This is a genomic window from Capnocytophaga sp. CM59, assembly GCF_000293175.1.
Lineage (GTDB): Bacteria > Bacteroidota > Bacteroidia > Flavobacteriales > Flavobacteriaceae > Capnocytophaga > Capnocytophaga granulosa.
In genome coordinates this window covers 1-21,545 of the sequence record NZ_ALNN01000036.1, presented here as the reverse complement: position 1 = coordinate 21,545, position 21,545 = coordinate 1, and the positions used below count along the sequence as shown (strand labels likewise).

The following is a 21,545-nucleotide window of genomic DNA, read 5'->3' as shown; positions in this document are numbered from 1 at the left end:
AGAAAGAAAAGCTACTCGCAATCGTTTAGTTGCCCCCCAACCCTTGTATATGAGTGGTAATAAATTGTATATCAAAGATATAAAAGATAACTTGTACATTTTTGAAAGAGAGGAATAGCTTCAAAAAATTAGGGCAATATAAAGCATATTTAAGAGAGATTAATAACTTTGACCAGCTATATATTATCCAACAAGGAGGTAGAGGTGTTACTAGGAAACAAGTTATTGAAAGACTTGAAAGTGCTATAGCTAAAGATGCTGAAGGAGTCTATAAAGCTAATGAATCTATTTGGTTAAATATGAAAATTGGCTCTTATAAAAAGTTAGAAGATTTAGCAAAAACTAAAAAATTATCAACTTCTACTAAATATAGTTCATTTCAAGAAAGTATTAAAGTAACATTTTAATTTATGAAGTTTAGAAAAATAAAAGAAATCCAAAAAGTAAAAGCTTTTGACCCAAAAACAGAGGTGTATTCAGTAGATGAACCTACTAAAGGAATACTTTTTAATGAGGTCTTTATACCTTTAGAAAAAGTACCATTAGACATAATAGCAATAGGTCAAAAAATCTTCACAGTAGATGGAGCAGGATATCTAAAAATATGGGAAGAAGGAATACTCATAGAAACTATTGAAAACGCTGATTTATTATCTAAATCTGATAATAACCAGATTTTGAAATATTATTATGATAAGGAATGGAATAGTTATGATAATATCCTTGATTTGGAGACCAATAAGCTCATTTTAAAAGAAAGCATTCCCTATCAGCTATATGTAGAAAAAAATATCATTATAGCGTATGATATTTTCGAGGGAGAGATAAAGCGTATCAATACCGATATAGAAACACTTTGGCAATTTACCATTGCTTCCTTAGGGGATTCTCCTTATCCCGATGAAGAGGATAGAATAGATAAAATAGTAGGTATCGCAAACGGAAATCTATGGGTTTATACCAAATTGTATCGCTTAGTTGCCTTAGATATTGAAACAGGAAATGTACAATACCATACTGATTGCTTTGGCGTTCAGTTAGATGAAGTTACTGAAAATATTTTTGCTATTGCTTCAAATGGTTGGACAGTTATAGACACCCAGACATTTACTATAAAAGAAGATTACTTTTTCTCAAAAGAAGACCCTGAAGGAATGGGGCAATATGAGTCTGTATATAAACCTTTATTACAAGGAGATTATTTCACTTTTATAGGCTCTAAACATAAAGAATATGGAGGTATCGGTTGGATAGGTATTTTTGATTACAAGGCGAGAAAGTTAGTATGGGAATACGAACTTCTTCCTTTTGAAGAAAGAAAAACTACTCGCAATCGTTTAGTTGCTCCCCAACCCTTATATATGAGTGGTAACAAATTGTATATCAAAGATATAAAAGATAATTTGTACATTTTTGAAAGAGAGGAATAGAATATTTACTTTGTTTAAAGACTTAGGGCAATATAAAGCGTCTTGTCCTGAAATAAGATTACAGTGATAAGTCTTAAGAACAAAGGCTAAAGATATGCGATAAACAAAGAAAGTAGCTTACTACTTCTTTGAAAATCTACAGACTAACTAATTTTAGGACGAACAAAAGAAATAACAAATAAAATCAAAAAAACAATAATGATGAGTTTATATCGATATTTTATCATTTGCTTAATAACTTTTGCAGTAGTTTCTTGTTATCAAGAGACAGAAATTCCTGTGAAGGCTTCTTTTCAAATGAGTTTTAGAAATGGTGATGAATCAGTACCCGTTTATGTAAAGATGAACAACACCTCTTCAGGGGGAGAGCATTACCAGTGGGAGTTCGAAAGTGGTACTCCTAATACCTCTACTGAAAAATCTCCTGAAGTGCTCTACACACAACACGGCTCATACAAAGTAAAGCTAACAGTTACTAACGAGTATAAAGAATCAGATACTCAAGAGCAAACTATCACAATAAAAGATGCTATCAAAAGAGCAAGCTTTACAAAAGAGATTGTAATGAATAGCTACCCTCCTGTAACGGTAAAGTTTACTAATACTACTCAGGGAGAGAACCTCACTTATAAATGGCTTTTTAAAGGAGGTATCCCTGAAACTTTTGAAGGTAAAACACCTCCTACAGTGGTCTTTTCTACAGAAGGCAAACACGAAGTAACTTTAGAAGTTTCTAATGGGTATGATCGTCAAACTTTTTCAGATTTTGTAGAGGTAAAACCTGCTATCAAACCTGCTTTTTCTTGGCAGATACCTATTGAGGATGAGGATTTACAAGTGCCTGTAAATATCACCTTGCAAAATAAAACTGAAAATGCTATTTCATATCAATGGACATTTCAAGGAGGCACTCCCAATACTTCTACTGAGGTAAATCCTAAAGTAACCTATACTAATGCTGGTACTTATATTATAATACTTGTAGCCTCTAATGGTAAAACAACTCAAACTTTACAAAAGCAAATCACAGTATATCCTAATACAGGAATTTATGTGTTAGAAAATGTAAAATTAGGAATTAATTACGCTCATAACAGCGAAAAAATAGCAGCTTTCTATTCCACAAAATTGAAGAAATCTTTTTTCTCTAAAGATATTACCGCTGAAAATGCCCCTTTGATAGATATAGTTTTTCAAGGAGGTAGCCCTACTTTTGCAAGCAATAAATTTGTATCTCCAACTGAGGTACAAAAATATGCTTTCTTTCCTATTACAGGAGCAAAAACAACTGTTTTTGTCAATTCACAAGAAATATGTAATTGTAGGCTCAATTTCACTGAAGAAGAATTCAACGCAATGACAAATGATACCCCTTTACGTGCACTTTCCATTACACATTCGGCGGCAGGAGCACAAGCATTTACAAATACATTACCTCGAATAGTGTTATTTCAAACCCACGATAGTAGAAAGGGTGCTATCAAAATAAAACAATTTGTAAGTAAGGGAGCAGAAAATTCATATATTTTGTGTGATATGAAAGTTCAAAAATAAATAGATAATGAAACTATTATTAAAGTATATGCTTTTGGGAGGACTTTTGTGTATATCTTTTGGTACCAATGCTCAAGATTTAGACATAGAGGCGATGACTAAAGATACAAAATTTAGAGTCAGCGGGGGAGTCAATGCCGATGCTATGTTTTTCAACTCTTCTGCTGAGAAAAGTACCTTTACTTATATGCTTACAGGAAGTTTAAATTTTAGCTTTCTTACCTTTTCAATGCCTGTGAGCTACTCTATTACCAATCAAGGAGATGCGTTGAATTATAAAGTCCCTTTTGATTTCAATAGATTTAGTATTGCTCCTAAGTACAAATGGATAAAATTGTACTTAGGAGACCACACCCTTACTTACTCTCCTTATACACTCAACGGACACCCTTTTCGTGGCGTGGGAGTAGAATTAACGCCTAAAGGAGCATTGAAATTTAGTACAATGGGAGGACGCTTGCTCAAAGCTGTAGAAGAAGATAAAAATATAGGTCAAGCAGCTGTTTTCGAAAGATATGGTTCAGCTATGAAAGTTAATTTTGATAAAGAAAAATACAAGATAGAATTGAGTAGCTTATACGCTTGGGACGTTAAAAATTCATTGGAACATCCTACTGATATTTCTCCCAAGTCTAATTATGCTAATGCGTTAAAATTTGCCACAACTTTTGTAAAAAACTTGAGCTTAGAAGTACAATATGCACTTTCTATCATTCAAGAAAAGACCCCTCATAAAACTGAGGATAATTCATTAGACTATTTGCTTTCCACCTCCAAAAGTAGGGCTTTTGATGCTCGTTTAAACTATCTGATTGGAAAAGCAAATGTAGGAATTGTATATGAGAATATTGATCCTACTTATCGTACTTTTGGAGCTATGTATTTCAATAATGATTTAGAGAATATTTCTCTTACATTTGCCCGTCCGTTTTTTAAAGACCGAGTGAGTATAGCTGCCCAGTTAGGATACCAGCACGATAATTTGAAAGAGCAGAAAAATCAAACCTCTGTGAGACTGGTAGGAAGTGCAAATCTGAATGCAAAGATTTCAGAAAAATTAAATGTATCAGGCTCATACTCTAATTTTACATCCACTACTAACCGTCGTTTAAACGAGTTCGACTATATCAACACCCCGAATATGAATCCTGCCGATACACTTACTTATCGCCAGCTTTCTCAAAACGGAAATGTGAATATGAATTATGTTTTTGGAAAAGATAAAAGTCAGAATGTAAATTTCAACTATTCTATTGCAGGACAAGCCAATGAACAAGGAGGTATTATAGGTAGAGGGCAAGCTAGCTTAGTGCAGAACTATAACGCAGCTCATACCATTAGTTTTTCTTCTCTGCAAATGAATGTGAATACCTCTGCTAACTACACTCAAAATAAAGTGGGTAGAGATAGTACCAATTTTTATGGAGGAAGTATTACAATAGCCAAAAAGTTTTTCGAAAATAAACTTAATACAAGTTTAGGAACTCTTTATAATCGAACGAACGATTCCTTAGGGAATAGTGTTTTAGGAATCAAGTGCAATGTATCGTATGTACTGCTTGAAAAGCACAATTTTTCATTTTATGGAATGCAGATGTTTAGAAGCTCTCAGCAAAAATCAGCTGAAGATATCACACTAAATATAAATTATAGTTATAGTTTTTAAAATGGTTTCACCTCAAAATATAGAATACAATGCGAAATATATTTTCATCTATATCTTTTGTATTTCTTAGTCTCTGGTGTTCTTTACTCTTGGGACAGAATACTAATAATGATCTTACTCTTGAGAACGCTGCTCAGCAGATGCAGAAAATAGAAAGAAAAGGATTGTGGGTAGATAATTTATCTTCTCAAAATATTACCTCTCTGCCTATTGGTATAAAAACTCGTAAGGGAGGTGATAATGCTACCTACTCAATAGGTATTATAAAGGCAGAACTACATTCTGACTATACTGAATTACAGGTATTTGCTAAAGTAGATATTCCTCAAAAAGGAGAGGATGGTCGCCCTATTTCTTTATTTTTTGGAGCAAACAATGTCAAACTTTCTCACAATGGAGGTATTATAGGAGATGCTAAATTAGCTTTATTGGGAGATATAGCTATCCCTATCCATAAAGATACTTGGCAACTTACTCTCTATGGAAGTTTTAACAAAAAAACAGGGCAAAGTGAAGATTTAACTTATGCGATAATAGACTGTGATGGTTTTAAAGAATTTCATCTCTCAGGAGCTGTTGAATTTTCAAGAGAACTTATTCTTCCAATAGAAAATGGAATGGTGAATGAAGCTAAACAAACTGTAGCAGTAACTTTGTCTAATGGACGAATCATAGAAGCTCCGAACAGAGTAAGAGGTGATTTTAGTATTACAGCATCTGCTTGGAATGACTTGATAATGAACGTATCTCTTTCTCCTTTTGTGTTGGCTAAAAAACAGAATGGAACAGACTACAATGGCAATTTTCAGTTTTTAGTCTCAAAAGCTGTACTTGATGTAAGTGATATAAAGAATGACCCTTCTGTTGTTTTTCCTGATGTGTACAATACTAAAGGACTTTTATTTCCTGCACAAGAGAGTTGGAAAGGAGTGTATATTGATAATTTTTCAATAGGACTTCCTTCTGAATTTAAAACAAAATCAACAGCTGAGAAAGGAAAGCGTATTGAATTTTCAGCCAGAGGCCTTCTTATTGATAAGTTTGGTGTTTCAGGGAGCTTTTCTGGAGAGAATATATTCCCCTTGAAAGAAGGTATTACTGATAAAAATAATGCTTGGGCATATTCATTAGACCATATTGAGATACAAATAGAAACAGGAGAGTTCGTAAAGGCTAATTTTAATGGAAAAATACTGTTGCCTATCACCGACACTTCTAAAAATAAAGATATTGAACAATTAGCTTTACAGTATGATGGATTGATTTCAGAGGAAAGATACAGCTTAAATGTAGCAACAACCGATGAGGTACAATTTGACCTTTGGCAAGCAAAAGCTTCTCTTTATAAAAATAGTTCTATAGAGTTCAAAGTAGAGAATAATCGTTTCATTCCTAAAGCTATTTTGCATGGCAATATAAACTTTGCTGTCAACAAAACTGCACAAAAAGAGACATATGAAAATCAGCAGGTGAGTAAAACTGTAGATTTTAAAGGGATTACTTTTGAGAATTTGAGAATACAAACGGTTTCTCCTATGATTTCTGTGGGGAATATGGGGTATAAAAATGAGGTTTCCTTTAGTAATTTTCCTGTAAGTATCAAAGGTATAGAAGTAAAAACTTCTGATAATAGAGCAGATGTGTATTTTGATGTAGCACTAAACCTAATGGATAAAAGTGAGCTATCTGCACGAGCTAATATAGGTGTTTTAGGAGAGTTAAAGAAAGGGAATTATAGCTATAACTATAAATTCAAAGGTTTAGATCTTTCTGCTATAGCTATAAAAGGTTCTTTTAGTGGATTTTCTATGGATGGTCGGCTTGATTTACTCGAAAATCACCCTATATATGGTAACGGATTTAATGCCGATTTGAAAGTAGCTATCAAAGGAGCTTGTGAGGTAAAAGCAAAGGCTATTTTTGGAAAAAAAGAATTTAGATATTGGTATTTTGATGCAAGTGCTAAGATTTCAGCAGGTTATTTTATCAATGGCTTTGGAGGGGGAGCTTATTACAATATGAGACGGAAATCTCTAGTTGCCCCTGCCGAATACTCTCCCTCGGGACTTACATATGAACCTTATCGAGAAGGAGGACTAGGACTGAAAGCATTAGTGAGTTTTGCAATAGGTTCAGACAAAGCTTTCAATGGAGAAGCTGCTTTTGAAATGTTATTTAATAAAAATGGAGGTTTGGACTTTGCAGCTATCTATGGTAAAGGAAATCTTTTGGCTAATGTGCCAGGAATGGAAAACGTACAAAATTTAGTTTCAAAAGTATCAAGGAATTTGGAAAATAAAGCTGCCTTTTTAGGTATAGAAACTAATAATGAAAAACGCAGTAGTTTTGAAAAACGTTTCTTACCTCTTGCTGAGAAAGCAATACCTACTACTCCTGATAATAAGGCTACTATACAATTCAAAACAGCTATACAGTTTGATATAGCCAATCAAACTACACATGGTACTCTTGATGTGTATATCAATGCAGGATTTATTTCAGGTGTAGGGGAAGCAGGTAGAGCAGGTTGGGCTGTTTTTCATAAAGACCCTAACGATTGGTATTTGCACATTGGTACACCTGATGATAGGATAGGTATAAAAATGGGTGTAGCAGGTGTTTCGCTTAGAACGACCTCTTATCTTATGGCAGGTACAAAATTACCTGCTTCTCCACCACCCCCTACTAATGTAGCAAGTCTCTTAGGAGTAGAAGCTCAGGAACTCAATTATATGCGGGATGAAAACGCTTTAGCTAATGCGGGAGGTTTTGCCTTTGGTGCTGATTTAAGTATAGATACGGGTGATTTATCATTTTTAATTTTCTATGCTAATTTTAAAGCAGGCGTTGGATTTGACATAATGCTTAAGAATTATGGAGAAGCATCTTGTAAAAATACAGCTGGAAAAGTGGGTATAGATGGTTGGTATGCTAATGGACAATCTTATGCTTATTTGCAAGGTGAGTTAGGAGTACGTGTAAAGTTGCTTTTTATTAATATGAGAGTCCCTATTATTTCAGCTGGAGCAGCTGTATTAATGCAAGCTAAATTGCCTAATCCTGTATGGTTCCGAGGTTATGTAGGAGGTGAAATGAATGTATTAGGAGGACTTATCAAAGGAAAGTTCAATTTCAAAGTAACTATAGGTGAACAATGTGACTTTGGAGGGGCTGGTGGAGCTTTTGAAGGAATGAAGCTTATTGCTGATGTGTCTCCTAAAAATAACAGTAATGATGTAGATGTATTTGCTATACCTCAGGCCACATTTTCAATGAAAGTGAATGAACCTTTTGAAATTCCAGAAGGTAATGGAAAGAATATTTATAGAGTAGTTCTTGAAAAATTCAAAGTTATTGATGAGAAAAATCAAGAAGTTAAAGGCAGATTAGAATGGTCACACTTGAAAGATAGAGCTAATTTTATCCCTGAAGATATTTTATCTCCTAAAAAGAAATTTAAAGTGCAAGTAGAAGTTAGCTTCCAAAAACAAGAGAGAGGTATATTCAGGCCTATCACCCAGAACGGACAAGTTGCTAAAGAACTTGAAGAACGTACATTTACGACAGGTACAGCACCTAATTATATTCCATTACAAAATATAGAATATGCTTACCCCATAGTATCACAAAAGTTTTTCTTGAAAGATGAATTCCAGCAAGGTTATGTAAAACTCAAACAAGGACAAGACTATCTATTTGAAGACAATCAATGGGAAAATGGAGTAAAAATCGTAGATAATCAAACTCATAAAGCACAAGAGGTGGCATTTGTTTATAACAATGATGCTAATGAGATTACTTTCACTATGCCTAAAATACAAACAAAGTCAACTTATAAAGTTAGCTTTTTCAGTAAACTTGTAAAAACTAATGCAAAAGATGAGAAGAGAGAAGTTACTGATAATGTAAAGAGAACTCAGGAAGAGGGAAATGATTATGAGGTTTTACAAAAACAAGCTCAATCATTAAGTAAAGACGGTGAAATAGAACGATTAGCGTATGATTTTAGTACTAGTAAGTATAAAACGTTTAATGAAAAAATAAAAGCTATCAAAGTTTCTTATTACAACTTTATTATACATTACTCTGATGTAATTTCTCTTGTTAATAACCTTCAAAAATCAGAACCTTTTGAAGTAGTAGACCTTGTAGGTAATGAGTACTCTAAGAAAAAACCTCTAATTGCAGTAGAAGCTACTTTGCAGGATGCTTATTTTAAACAATACATAAATTCTACTTTGTATAGTCAATTACCAATTGCTGGAAAATATCAGTTAAGAAGAGATACAAAAGAGTGGGGGCAAATACCATCAAAAGCAATTTCTATTGATAATAAGTATTTAACTAATGTACAAAACGAAATTTTCTCACAAGGAGTAGAAAATTATTTTCCTTATCAATATGATTTAGCATTGGCTTATAAAATGGATTTTGTAGATATTATCAGCCAAATTTCTAATGATGTAAGTAAAGGAATAGTACCTTTCTCAAGTCCAGCACGTCAATTCCTAAAAAATACTTTTACACCTATGAGAAAAGGTGATTATTATATCAAACTCATATACACCTTGCCAGGGGATAAAAAATCATCAGAAGCATTACAGATGTTTAAAAATCCTATTAATGATTAGTATTTTCCTTTTTTGTAAAAACTCCTGTTGCTTACAGGAGTTTTTGTTGTATTTTCAAAAGAGAAATGAGGCTAAAAAGTGTATTGTAATGAAATTCTAAGAGAATTACTCAGGGGATTTACCGTTTGAGCAGTCGAAAAAAGATAAGAAAAATCAAACTGCCAATGGGATATATTAAATCCTGTTCCAATGGTGAGATATTTTCTATCTCCTTTGTTTTTGTGCTGATAGAAATAGCCAGTACGCAAACACCAGTGTTGTAAATAGCTATATTCAAACCCTAAAGCCCAAGAAATTTCTCGCATCTCTTCCGAAAAACCATTGGGAGCATCTGTAAACGAAGTAAAAATACCCTCTAAAAAATCAGTCTTTTTATGTTTTTGTGTATCAGAAGAAACTAATAATTTATTGAGTTCAACAAGTAAGGAAACATCATTCTCACTATCTACCGATAGGGTATAACTTCCACTTAACTTAAGATTAGTAGGAAGAAAAAATGTCTGTCCTAAATCGTCATATTTTATTTTACTTCCTATATTTGAAATCTGAAATCCAAATAAGTAATTTCCCAAATAATTACCTATAAGATGTTTTTCAGAAGTATAGTAACCTGAAATATCAAAAGCTACTCCTTGTGCAATAGATTTTCCTTCTGTAGGAAAGTGTAAATCCGAGTGTAAATAGCGAGCTGTAACACCCATAGAATAATGTTCAGTCAATTTTAAATTGTATGAAAGATCTAATGACCATTCAGAAGGTAAAAAGCTCCCTAATCTATATATATCACTTCCAAAAAGTTGAGTTTGTTGGATTTCTCCTATGCTAAAATAACGCAGACTACTTCCCCAAGCACTTCTAATCCCCTTTCTATAATAACTCAAATTAGCTAAAAAAATATCACGAGACAACTTGTTTAAGTAAGGAGTATAACTCATTCCTATTCCTGATTTTTGCAGAGAGAAAACATATTTTGATGAATTCCAATATTGTGAGAAAACATCAGGAGAGGAAGCACCCCCTATATCTCCTCTGCCTGAGGCTATAGCATCAGGGCTTATTAGTAAGAAAGGAAAAGCTGTGGTAATAGGTCGTTCTTCTTGGGAAAAAACTTGGAGACAGTTTGATAAAAAAAATAGAATATAAATCCTTATATGTTTAAAAAATTTAAAAAACATAATGTCTTTGAAATTAGAGAGACTTTTTGAGAGAAAATCTACATTTGGGAAAGATAATTCGTTTTTCTCTTGCATATGTAAGAAAAACTTTTCAACTTTGCACTTGTCTAAAATGTATTATTAAAGTTTTTTTTATTGGTGCAAAGATATAAAATTTAGAGATATCTATAATTAAGATTTTTTTCTTTAACAGAAGTAATTCAAGTTATCTTTATAACTTCAAATAGAGTATATAACCGAGTATTTTTATTGGAGATTTACCAGATATAAAAAATGTAAATCATTGATTATTAGTATTTATTTTGGCGGGAATCAAACTCATAACCCGAAGGTCACTGGTTCGAGTCCAGTTCCCGCTACGAGAATTAATACATGGAAAAGAGTGATTGCACTAGCAAATCACTCTTTTTTTATGCACAAAATGTACTAGAAAGCTCGCTACTGAATAGCAAATCGCTATTCCCAACTTATTTTCTAAAGAGTTGTATATAGTAAGAATAAGTTAAAATACCTCCTACTATAATTGTTGAAAAAGAGAGAATTATGTCGTTTTCTTTGTTAATAAAAAAAGTTATGTAACTATAAAAAAAGTGCTGTTTTTTTTTGTGGTTTTCTCAAAATAGAATATCTTTGCACGAATAAAAAGGACAGCCACATAAGTCGTTTGATAGGAAAATAGACTCTTTTTGAGCCTGAATAAGGGAAAGTGGCTTAAAAAAATCTTAGAAAATATATAATTTATATTACTATGAACACTTATGTATTAGTTTTAGAATTCCTTTTCCTTTTAGGAATGCTCTATGCAGGGAGCCGCTACGGAGGGATAGGACTGGGTGTAGTCTCAGGGATCGGGCTTGTGATAGAGGTTTTCGTTTTTAGAATGCCTCCGGCCTCTGCTCCTATTGAGGTGATGCTCATCATCTTGGCCGTGGTTACTTGCGCCTCTATCTTGGAGGCGGCAGGAGGGCTTAAGTTTATGCTGCAAGTGGCAGAGCGGATTTTAAGGAAGAATCCTAAACAAATCACTTTCCTTGGCCCTATTGCCACTTATATGCTTACCTTTATGTTGGGTACAGGGCATGCGGTGTATTCTATCATGCCGATTATCGGGGATATAGCTCTGAAGAACAAGATTCGCCCCGAACGGCCTATGGCGGCAGCTTCTGTTGCCTCTCAATTGGCCTTGACGGCCAGTCCTATCTCGGCTGTGGTAACGGTCTATTTGGGCAAAGAACTCTTGGATCTCTTCCATATGCAGGGCGGTGCCAATCTTACCTTGGTGAACATTCTTTCAGTAACTTTCCCCGCTACTTTCTTGGGGATGCTGGCCATGTCACTCTACAGTCTTCGCCGAGGGAAAAACCTTGAAGACGACCCTGAGTACCAACGTCGGTTGCAAGATCCTACTTACCGCGATCAAATCCTCAATAGTACCAAAACAACACTCAATGATGTGATTCCTCAACATTCTAAGAATGCGGTATACATCTTCCTTTCTTCTATCGTAGTGATTGTTATATTGGCGCTTTATCCTGAGATCCGTACTTTTGATGTAGTCAAAGATGGTGTAGCCAAAGCTACAGCTGTGCCTATGGGAGTGATTATCCAAATGGTTATGCTCTGTTTCGGGGGGATTATCCTAACTACTTGTAAAACCCCTGTGAAATTGGTGCCTGAGGGCGTAGTCTTCAAGTCAGGAATGGTAGCTTGTGTGGCCATTTTTGGGATTGCTTGGATGAGTGATACATACTTCAGTTATGCCATGCCTTATTTCAAAGAAGGAATTACCTCCATGGTACAGGCCTATCCTTGGACATTCGTTTTTGCGCTCTTTGCTGTATCCGTAGTGATCAATAGCCAGGCGGCTACCGCTAAGATGATGCTTCCTGTAGCCATTACGATGGGACTTCCAGTGCCTCTACTAATAGGAATTATGCCAGCTACGTATGCTTACTTCTTTATACCTAACTATCCTTCTGATATTGCAACGGTAAATTTTGACCCTACAGGAACTACTAAGATAGGGAAATATTACTTCAACCACAGCTTTATGGTACCAGGGCTTATTGCAGTATCAGTATCGTGCTTGGTAGGTATTGGTTTGGCTCAGATACTAATTCACTAAGAAAAGGTGTTTTTATTCATTATATTTAATAAAAGAACAAAGGGGCTAACTCGCAAGAGTTAGCCTCCTTTTTGGTAGTTTATGACCTTAAAAAAACTGCCTCAAGCTATAGGACTTGAGACAGTTTGATTAACAAATTAGCAAATTGACTTGTTGGCAATTATTGGATACTTGCTTTGAGGTATTCGCGGTTTAGGCGAGCGATGTTTTCCAAGGAAATACCCTTAGGACATTCTACTTCGCAAGCTCCTGTATTGGTACAGTTACCAAAGCCTTCGTGTTCCATTTGATTTACCATGTTAAGCACACGTTCTGTGGCTTCTACTCTACCTTGTGGTAGGAGGGCAAATTGGGATACTTTGGCCGATACAAAGAGCATAGCAGAAGAGTTCTTACAAGTGGCCACACAAGCGCCACAGCCTATACAAGCGGCAGCGTCCATAGAGCGGTCAGCATCGCGCTTAGGAATAGGAATAGCGTTGGCATCTTGGGTATTACCAGAGGTATTGACAGAGATATAGCCACCAGCCTGTTGGATACGCTCAAAAGCGCTTCTATCCACCATAAGGTCTTTGATTACAGGGAAAGCAGTGGCACGCCAAGGCTCAATGGTAATGGTATCACCGTCCTTGAACATACGCATGTGCAATTGGCAAGTGGTAATACCGCGGTCAGGCCCGTGTGCTTCTCCGTTGATAAAGAGCGAACACATACCACAGATACCTTCGCGGCAATCGTGGTCAAAGGCTACAGGTTCTTCTCCTTTTTCTATGAGTTGTTCATTGAGAATATCTAACATTTCCAAGAAGGACATATGGTCAGAAATATTATTGACTTTATATTCTACCATTTGGCCTTTTGATTTGGCGTCTTTTTGTCGCCATATTTTGAGGGTAAGATTCATTGTTGACATATGACTACTATTTATAGCTACGTTGTTTAAGTTCAATATCTTTGAATTCGAGTTTTTCCTTGTGAAGGATTTCCTCGCTTGGGTTATAAGTATTGACAACCTCTTTAGGATCACCTGTGTATTGCCAAGCCGCTACATAAGCGTAATTCACGTCGTCACGGAGGGCTTCTCCTTCAGGAGTTTGGTATTCTTCGCGGAAGTGGCCACCACAAGACTCATTGCGTTCGAGAGCGTCTTTGGCGAATAGTTCTCCAAGCTCTAAGAAGTCAGCCACACGGTTGGCTTTTTCAAGCTCTACGTTCATACCAGTGAGTTCTCCAGGCACTTTTACATCGCGCCAGAACTCTTCACGGATTTCGCGTATTTCCTTGATCGCTTCTTTAAGACCTTCTGCATTACGTGCCATACCTACTTTGTCCCACATCACCTTACCGAGCTTCTTGTGGAAGTAATCTACAGAGTGTGAGCCTTTGTTGTTGATAAAGTGAGCTAAGCGTTCTTTCACTACTCTCTCAGCTTCGTCAAACTCAGGGGTATTGGTAGGGATTTTACCTGTACGAATATCAGCAGAGAGGTAATCACCTATGGTGTAAGGCAATACGAAGTATCCATCGGCCAAGCCTTGCATAAGGGCAGAAGCTCCCAAGCGGTTAGCTCCGTGGTCGGAGAAGTTGGCTTCCCCGATGGCATAAAGGCCAGGTACAGTAGTCATTAGGTTGTAATCCACCCAAATACCTCCCATGGTGTAGTGAGTAGCAGGGTAGATCATCATTGGGGTCTTGTAGGGGTTTTCCGCTACAATCTTTTCATACATTTGGAAGAGGTTACCATACTTAGCGGCAACGATCTGTTCTCCGCGTTTGGTTACTTCTTCTTTGGTAGGTTCTACCCCGTGGATCTTACATTGTTCTTTACCATAACGCTCAATAGCAGAGGCAAAGTCGAGGTATACAGCCTCACCTGTTTCATTCACTCCGTAACCCGCATCGCAACGTTCTTTAGCGGCACGAGAGGCCACATCACGAGGCACTAAGTTACCGAAGGCAGGGTAGCGGCGTTCCAAGTAGTAATCGCGGTCTTCTTCAGGTATTTCGGTAGGTTTTTTGCGTTTTTCGCGGATAGCTATTGCATCCTCCATTTTCTTAGGTACCCAGATACGTCCGTCGTTACGCAAGGACTCGGACATCAAGGTTAGTTTAGACTGATAGTCTCCAGAACGAGGAATACAAGTAGGGTGAATCTGAGTAAAGCAAGGGTTAGCGAAGAAAGCACCTTTTTTATGCACTTTCCAAGCAGCAGAGGCATTACAGCCCATGGCATTGGTAGAAAGGAAATATACGTTACCATAACCTCCGGAGGCGATAACTACTGCGTGAGCCGAGTGGCGTTCTATTTCTCCAGTTACAAGGTTACGAGCGATGATTCCACGAGCCTTGCCATCTACGATAACCACGTCCATCATCTCATGACGGTTGTACATATCTATCTTACCACGAGCGATTTGTCGGTTCATGGCGGCATAAGCACCCAAGAGAAGCTGTTGTCCTGTCTGTCCTTTGGCATAGAAAGTACGAGATACGAGCACCCCACCGAAAGAACGGTTGTCCAAGAGTCCACCATAATCACGAGCGAAAGGTACCCCTTGTGCTACACACTGGTCTATGATATTTCCAGAGACTTCAGCCAAGCGGTATACGTTGGCTTCACGGGCGCGGTAGTCCCCTCCTTTTACAGTGTCGTAGAAGAGGCGATAGGTAGAGTCACCGTCTCCCATATAGTTTTTGGCGGCATTGATCCCCCCTTGAGCAGCGATAGAGTGCGCACGACGAGGAGAGTCTTGGTAAGCAAAAGCCTTTACATTGTACCCAAGCTCGGCAAGGGTAGCAGCGGCAGAGCCTCCGGCCAGTCCTGTTCCTACCACAATAATATCAATATTACGTTTGTTGGCAGGGTTTACAAGGTTGATATGGTCTTTATATTTTGTCCATTTGTCCGCAATTGGTCCATCTGGTATTTTAGAATCTAATGTACTCATGGTATTAAGCTGTTAAATGTTTTACAAAATGGAAAAGAGCTACGAAGATAAAGCCTCCACAGATAACATAGGAGTACCATTTACCTAAGCAGCTGATAAATTTCTTGCGTTTGTCATCTTTCCAGCCCATGGATTGGAAAGCGGATTGGAATCCGTGAAGTAGGTGCAAGCACAAGAATACGAAGGCCAATACATAAAGAGCCACTCGCCAAAAATCATGGAACTTTTCTACTAATTCGGGGTAATAGCGATTAGGATCCTCAGGAAGCCCTTCTATGTACTTGTAATTCATCTCTCCTACCCAAAAGTCATACAAGTGAAGCCCTAAAAAGAGCAGAATTACGATCCCTGTAATGGGCATGTTGCGGGACATCCAAGAGGAGTTGGCCGCACCATTATAACTGTAATAAGGTTCGTTGCCTCGTGCTCTCTTGTTCTGTAGCTCCAAAACGAAGCCCATCACAAAGTGAAACACAACCCCTGCCAATAGTACAGGTTGCATGGCAAACTGGATCAAGGGATTAGTACCCATGAAGTGGGAGAGCATATTGAAAGTGCTCGGACTTAACACTGACATGAAGTTTACTGCCAAGTGTATTACTAAGAAAATGATGAGAAAAAATGCCGAGAGAGCCATCGCCACTTTTCTCGCTACGGAAGTTTTAAATATTTGCATATCCTTAAAAAATAAGTTCCTAAAAATGATAGTATTAGCTGAAATACTTTAGTGCCACAAAGATACAATAATTTGATTTTTTTCACAACTAAAAGTAGAAAAATATTGTAATTTATAGTTAGTTTAAATTAGATAAAAGTGAAGAGTGAGTAATCAAAAGTGAAAAGTGAAAAACATGCGGTGAGCAACTTTTCACTTTTCACACTTCACTATTCGCTCAAAAAGTTGTACTTTTGCCCCTGCGCTAAACATAGTAGCTATTTACGCAAATGTTGGAGACCTCCCCCTACCCCCTCAGAGAGGGGGAATAAGGGCGTTAAAAATTAGAATATATGTTATAAAAGACAGATATTCAGACTTATACAAGGGATTTAAGAGATTTTAATGTATTTATTCCCCCTTTGGAGGGGGAGAGGGGGAGGTTTTGGGAACCAAATTTGTGTAGATGTTTGCGCTTTAGGGTAAAAGACACAAAAAATGAGTAAAGAACAACTGCTTTCCTGCTTCTTAGCAGGAAAACCTTATCAACAATTGTTACAATATATTAAGGCAAAAACACCCTGCTATGTAAGGGAGCTTGTAGGCTCGGCTAAGGGCTTTGTCCTCTCTGATATTTTTAAGCAGACGGGGCGCACACTGCTTTTCGTGGGTGATGACAAGGAGCAGGCGGCTTATTTGCTCAATGACTTGGAATTGCTCTTGGGGCAGGAGCAAGTGCTTTTCTTCCCCAGTAGCTACCGCCGTCCTTACCAAACAGAGGAGACGGACAATGCCAATGTGCTGCTCAGAGCCGAGGTGCTCTCTCGCCTTGAGCAAGGAGTAAAGGTGGTGGTCTCCTATAGCGAAGCGCTTTTTGAAAAGGTGCTCACCCGCCAGCAGTTGGACAAGAATACCCTCTCGCTCAAGCGGGGCGAACGTCTTTCTTTGGATACGCTCAACGAAACCCTCTTTGAGTACCAATTCCAAAGGGTGGATTTTGTAAGCGAGCCAGGGGAGTTCTCCGTACGAGGGGGGATAGTGGATGTCTTTTCTTTCTCTAATGACACACCCTACCGTATTGAGTTTTTCTCCGATACTATTGAGAGCATCCGTACCTTTGATGTGGAAAGCCAACTCTCTCTGCTTCAGGTGCCTTCGGTGGTGATTATTCCTAATATAGAAAACAAATTGGCAGGGGAACAGCGTACTTCCTTTCTTTCACTCTTGCCTGAAGATACAGTTATTTTTGCTCAAGACTTTGAACTTTTTGCCTCTAAGTGGGAGCGTATGTACCAAAAGGCACAGGAGGCCTTCGAGGCACTTAAGGGAGAGGTGGCTCACCTGCCCCCAGCAGCCCTTTTTGCTACCGCACAGGAGACTATAGAGGAGCTTGGTAGCCGTTATTTGGTAAAAATCAATCCCTATGCCCCCCAAGAAGAAGCGGGCGAAGGGGTGGATTTTTCGCTGCGTCCCCAACCCTCGTTCAACAAGCGTTTTGAGCTACTCATTGAACACTTCAAGGAGAAATACCAAGAGGGGTATACCAACTATATTTGCTGTGTGAGTGCTCAGCAAGCCCAGCGCTTCTTGGATATCTTTGAGGAGCTGCACCAAGAGGTGCCTTGTAGCCTGATTGAGTACTCCCTCTCCGAAGGTTTTTCAGATACATCAAGCAAAATTAACTGCTATACCGATCACCAGATATTGGAGCGTTATCATAAGTTCAATATCCGCAATGGCTATGCCAAGAAACAGGCCATCACCCTCAAGGAGTTACAGCAGCTTACCATAGGGGATTATGTCACTCATATTGACCATGGTATAGGCAAGTTTGCTGGTCTACAGAAAATAGATATAGATGGCAAGCAGCAGGAGGCCATTAAGCTCATCTATGGGGACAGAGATGTGCTTTATGTAAGCATCCACTCCCTGCATAAGATTAGCAAATACAATGGCAAGGATGGGGCACCCCCTAAGCTCTATAAGCTGGGCAGTGCGGCATGGAAAGCCCTCAAACAGAAGACCAAGGCGCGGGTCAAGCAAATCGCCTTCAACCTCATTCAGCTCTATGCCAAGCGCCGAGAGGCAGTGGGCTATGCCTTTGCTCCTGATTCCTTCTTGCAAAAGGAGCTGGAAGCCTCATTCATTTATGAAGATACTCCAGATCAGAGCAAGGCCACTCTTGAGGTAAAGCAGGATATGGAGAGTGCGCGCCCTATGGATAGGCTTGTATGTGGCGATGTGGGCTTCGGAAAGACGGAAGTGGCTATCCGTGCCGCCTTCAAAGCAGTGGACAACAGCAAGCAGGTAGCTGTACTGGTGCCTACCACAATCTTGGCTTTTCAGCATTATCAGACTTTCTCCGAGCGCCTTAAGGGCTTGCCTGTGCGAGTGGAGTACCTTAACCGCTTCCGTACTGCCAAGGAGAAAAACCAAGTATTGGCCGACCTTGAGCAGGGCAAGGTAGATATTCTTATCGGCACTCACCAAATTGTCAATGAGAAGGTGAAATACAAGAACTTAGGCCTGCTCATCATAGACGAGGAACAGAAATTCGGTGTGGCAGTGAAGGACAAGCTCAAGACCCTGCGTGAGAATATAGATGTGCTAACTCTTACAGCAACTCCTATCCCGCGTACCTTGCAGTTTAGCCTAATGGCTGCACGTGATCTTTCGGTGATTACTACCCCGCCGCCTAACCGCTATCCTATTGAGAGCCAGATTATCACCTTCAACGAGGAGATGATACGCGATGGCATCGCCTATGAGCTTCAGCGTGGCGGACAGGTGTTTTTCATTCATAACCGAGTGGAGAATATCAAGGAAGTCGCAGGTATGATCCAGCGCCTGGTACCCGATGCCCGTATTGGTATTGGCCATGGGCAGATGGATGGTAAGGACTTGGAGGAGGTGATGCTTGCCTTTATCAATGGGGATTACGACATCTTGGTCTCCACCACGATCATAGAGAGCGGATTGGATGTGCCTAATGCCAATACGATTTTTATCCACAATGCCCAGCACTTTGGTCTTTCCGACCTCCACCAAATGCGCGGTAGGGTAGGGCGTAGTAACAAGAAGGCTTTTTGCTACTTCATCACCCCTAACCTCTCGGAGCTACCGGAGGATTCCCGCAAACGTATGCAGGCCATCGCCCAGTTTACAGACCTTGGCAGCGGTATCCATATCGCTATGAAAGACTTGGAGATACGCGGGGCAGGGGACTTGCTAGGCGGCGAACAGAGTGGCTTTATCAATGATATTGGCTTTGATGCTTATCAGAAGATACTCCAAGAGGCCGTTACGGAGCTGAAAGAAAACGAGTTTGCTGACCTCTATACCGATACAAGCCATGAGCCTGTCTATCTGACCGATACACAGATAGATAGTGATTTTGAGCTACTCTTCCCTGATAACTATATCAACAATATCACCGAACGCCTGAATCTATACAACGAGCTGAGCCAACTGAAGAATGAGACCGAACTTGCCCAGTATGAGTACCGCTTAACAGACCGTTTTGGTCCCTTACCCCCTCAGGCCAAAGACCTACTCAATTCGGTTCGTATCAAGTGGTTAGCTACCCAAATGGGTATAGAACGCTTAGTGATGAAGCAGGGTAAAATGCTTGGTTACTTCATTGCCGACCAGCAAAGCAAATTTTACCAAAGTGGGACTTTCCAGCGCGTACTAGACTTTGTCCAGCGTAACTCGGACAAGTGTCGCCTTACGGAAAAGGAGACCCGCAACGGACTGAGACTCATCATCACCTTTGACCAAATCACCACCATAGATAAGGCACTGAGAATCATCAGCAAGTTTTAGAAATGAAAGGTAAAGCTAGCGAATACTTGGAGCTGGGTATGTGGGTGAAGATTGAAAAAAAGGTTATAGGAATCAAGGGCTTAAGTCGGCTTAAGCCCTTGATTTTTATAACCCTTGATGTTTTTCTTAAATACTTAACACCATTTTTTATTGTATAAATTCTTACTTCTCAACAGCCTTTTCGTTGACTTTGCCCCTTATGATATCGTAACTTTGCGCCACAATCAGTAGTCAGTAGTTAGACGTCAGTCATTGAATCATTAATTTAAGTTTCGCAGGTCATTTTTAGGTTATAATTGGATTTGTAATTGATTAATAATCAATATATTGCAAAATAAACCTCCCCCTTGCCCCCTCCGAGAGAGGGAATAAATTTGTTGAAAAAGATAAAAATTGTCTATCAATCTGGAAAATGTCCTTTCTCTAACTCCTTGAGAATCATAAGCTATCTTATTCCCCCTTTGGAGGGGAAAGCCAGCGAGTGCTCACAGCTGGGTATGTGAGGAATTGAATATCAATAAGTTACAGAACTGGCGAAACTTAAATCATTAATCATTGCTGGCATTAATCATTAATCATTATGGAAGAGGCCTTAGAAATTCTTTGGACATACGCTCGTCGTGAGCCTTTGGATAGCAATGGAGAGACAGTTGTCCCTACCATCAACAATAGTATTGCCGCTATCCGTATCATTATGCGCTTGGAAGGATGGGGAAGTGAAAAGAGAAAAATGAATAGTGAAAAGCGGGCAACGCATAATAAGCCAGCGTCCCATCGTAGGGGCAAAGTCCGCGAGAGCGGAGTATGTGAGCAATTCGCCCAAACAAAATTCGTCCAACCTGACACGGACAACAACAATGATGACAATTACTTTGATGAATATACAGATGGCGAATTGCCCAACATGGGCGAATTACCATTTGCCCCTACACCTGCTCAACCCAAATATCCCCAACACAATACAGCTCACAACAATTACGCCTGCTTAGTAGCCCCCTCGCCTTCGGAGAGGGGGTTGGGGGAGAGGAACCTCCTCTCCTTCACCCGCCATACGCTCCCTTCTTTTGCCCCTGCGCCTTTCCATCTTGCCTATTACGAGGTACTGACCCGTTTCGCTATGGGAGAAATCAAAAAGCTGATGATCACCATGCCGCCCCAACACGGCAAGAGCGAGGGAGCGACTCGTCGCTTGCCTGCTTTTGTCTTAGGGCAAGACCCTGATAAGCGTATAGCCATTGTTTCCTACAACGCTATCAAAGCACGCAAGTTCAACCGCGAACTCCAACGTATCATGGACGATGACCGTTATTACGAGTTGTTTCCACAAACGCTCCTCGCAGGTCAGGCAAGCTACCAAGAACAAGGCCGACGCAGTCGTAACTATGCCCGCAATTCCGATGAGTGTGAGATTGTAGGCTATCAAGGCAGCTTTAAGACAATTGGCGTAGGAGGTTCCCTAACTGGCGAACCTGTGGATATGCTGATTATGGACGACTTGTACAAAGATGCATCGTCTGCTTGGTCGCCAGTAATTCG

General features: G+C 39.0%; 11 protein-coding genes and 1 pseudogene. 8 read left to right on the top strand and 4 right to left on the bottom strand.

What is annotated here, in order from left to right; translation table 11 throughout:
• The first annotated feature begins 101 nt into the window (after positions 1-101).
• The 5 genes from HMPREF1154_RS08815 (at position 102) to HMPREF1154_RS08795 (ending at position 9,281) form a co-directional block, all read left to right on the top strand.
• Entirely contained in the window at positions 102-407 is a 306-nt protein-coding gene (locus tag HMPREF1154_RS08815; protein WP_009642235.1) for a hypothetical protein, read from the top strand.
• 3 nt (positions 408-410) lie between these two features.
• Positions 411-1,430 carry a hypothetical protein gene (locus HMPREF1154_RS08810; protein ID WP_009642238.1) on the top strand — a complete coding sequence of 340 codons (1,020 nt, stop codon included), beginning with the start codon at positions 411-413 and terminating at the stop codon, positions 1,428-1,430.
• Between the two features lie 201 nt (positions 1,431-1,631).
• The gene (locus HMPREF1154_RS08805; protein WP_034567226.1) at positions 1,632-2,984 is read left to right on the top strand and encodes a PKD domain-containing protein; all 1,353 of its coding nucleotides are present in this window, start codon (positions 1,632-1,634) and stop codon (positions 2,982-2,984) included.
• Positions 2,985-2,991: 7 nt separating this feature from the next.
• Complete coding sequence (locus HMPREF1154_RS08800) at positions 2,992-4,650, top strand: hypothetical protein (RefSeq protein WP_009642244.1); 1,659 nt, start codon at positions 2,992-2,994, stop codon at positions 4,648-4,650.
• Between the two features lie 29 nt (positions 4,651-4,679).
• Positions 4,680-9,281: a hypothetical protein gene (locus HMPREF1154_RS08795; protein ID WP_034567224.1), complete on the top strand. Its 4,602-nt coding sequence runs from the start codon at positions 4,680-4,682 to the stop codon at positions 9,279-9,281.
• Between the two features lie 71 nt (positions 9,282-9,352).
• Here HMPREF1154_RS08795 and porV read toward each other — a convergent pair whose 3' ends face one another.
• Positions 9,353-10,456 (bottom strand): type IX secretion system outer membrane channel protein PorV, encoded by a 1,104-nt coding sequence (gene porV / locus HMPREF1154_RS08790; RefSeq protein ID WP_369731345.1) that lies wholly within the window; start codon positions 10,454-10,456, stop codon positions 9,353-9,355.
• A 748-nt stretch (positions 10,457-11,204) separates the two neighbouring features.
• On the opposite strand from porV, the gene HMPREF1154_RS08785 reads away from it, so the two are divergent.
• Positions 11,205-12,581, top strand: a complete 1,377-nt coding sequence (locus HMPREF1154_RS08785) for an anaerobic C4-dicarboxylate transporter (RefSeq protein ID WP_009642236.1) — start codon at positions 11,205-11,207, stop codon at positions 12,579-12,581.
• Between the two features lie 160 nt (positions 12,582-12,741).
• On the opposite strand, the gene HMPREF1154_RS08780 is transcribed toward HMPREF1154_RS08785, so the two are convergent.
• From HMPREF1154_RS08780 to HMPREF1154_RS08770, 3 genes are read right to left on the bottom strand one after another with little or no spacing between them, the layout of a single operon-like run.
• Positions 12,742-13,494, bottom strand: coding sequence for a succinate dehydrogenase/fumarate reductase iron-sulfur subunit (locus HMPREF1154_RS08780; protein WP_034567222.1), 753 nt, complete (start codon positions 13,492-13,494; stop codon positions 12,742-12,744).
• A 7-nt stretch (positions 13,495-13,501) separates the two neighbouring features.
• A complete protein-coding gene (locus HMPREF1154_RS08775; RefSeq protein ID WP_009642240.1) occupies positions 13,502-15,529 on the bottom strand; it encodes a fumarate reductase/succinate dehydrogenase flavoprotein subunit in 2,028 nt (675 codons plus the stop codon).
• A 4-nt stretch (positions 15,530-15,533) separates the two neighbouring features.
• A complete protein-coding gene (locus tag HMPREF1154_RS08770; protein ID WP_034567220.1) occupies positions 15,534-16,205 on the bottom strand; it encodes a succinate dehydrogenase cytochrome b subunit in 672 nt (223 codons plus the stop codon).
• Positions 16,206-16,682: 477 nt separating this feature from the next.
• On the opposite strand from HMPREF1154_RS08770, the gene mfd reads away from it, so the two are divergent.
• Positions 16,683-20,009: a transcription-repair coupling factor gene (gene mfd, locus HMPREF1154_RS08765; protein WP_009642247.1), complete on the top strand. Its 3,327-nt coding sequence runs from the start codon at positions 16,683-16,685 to the stop codon at positions 20,007-20,009.
• A gap of 580 nt (positions 20,010-20,589) precedes the next feature.
• A pseudogene (locus HMPREF1154_RS08760) lies at positions 20,590-21,545 on the top strand (heat-shock protein Hsp70); the annotation flags it as partial.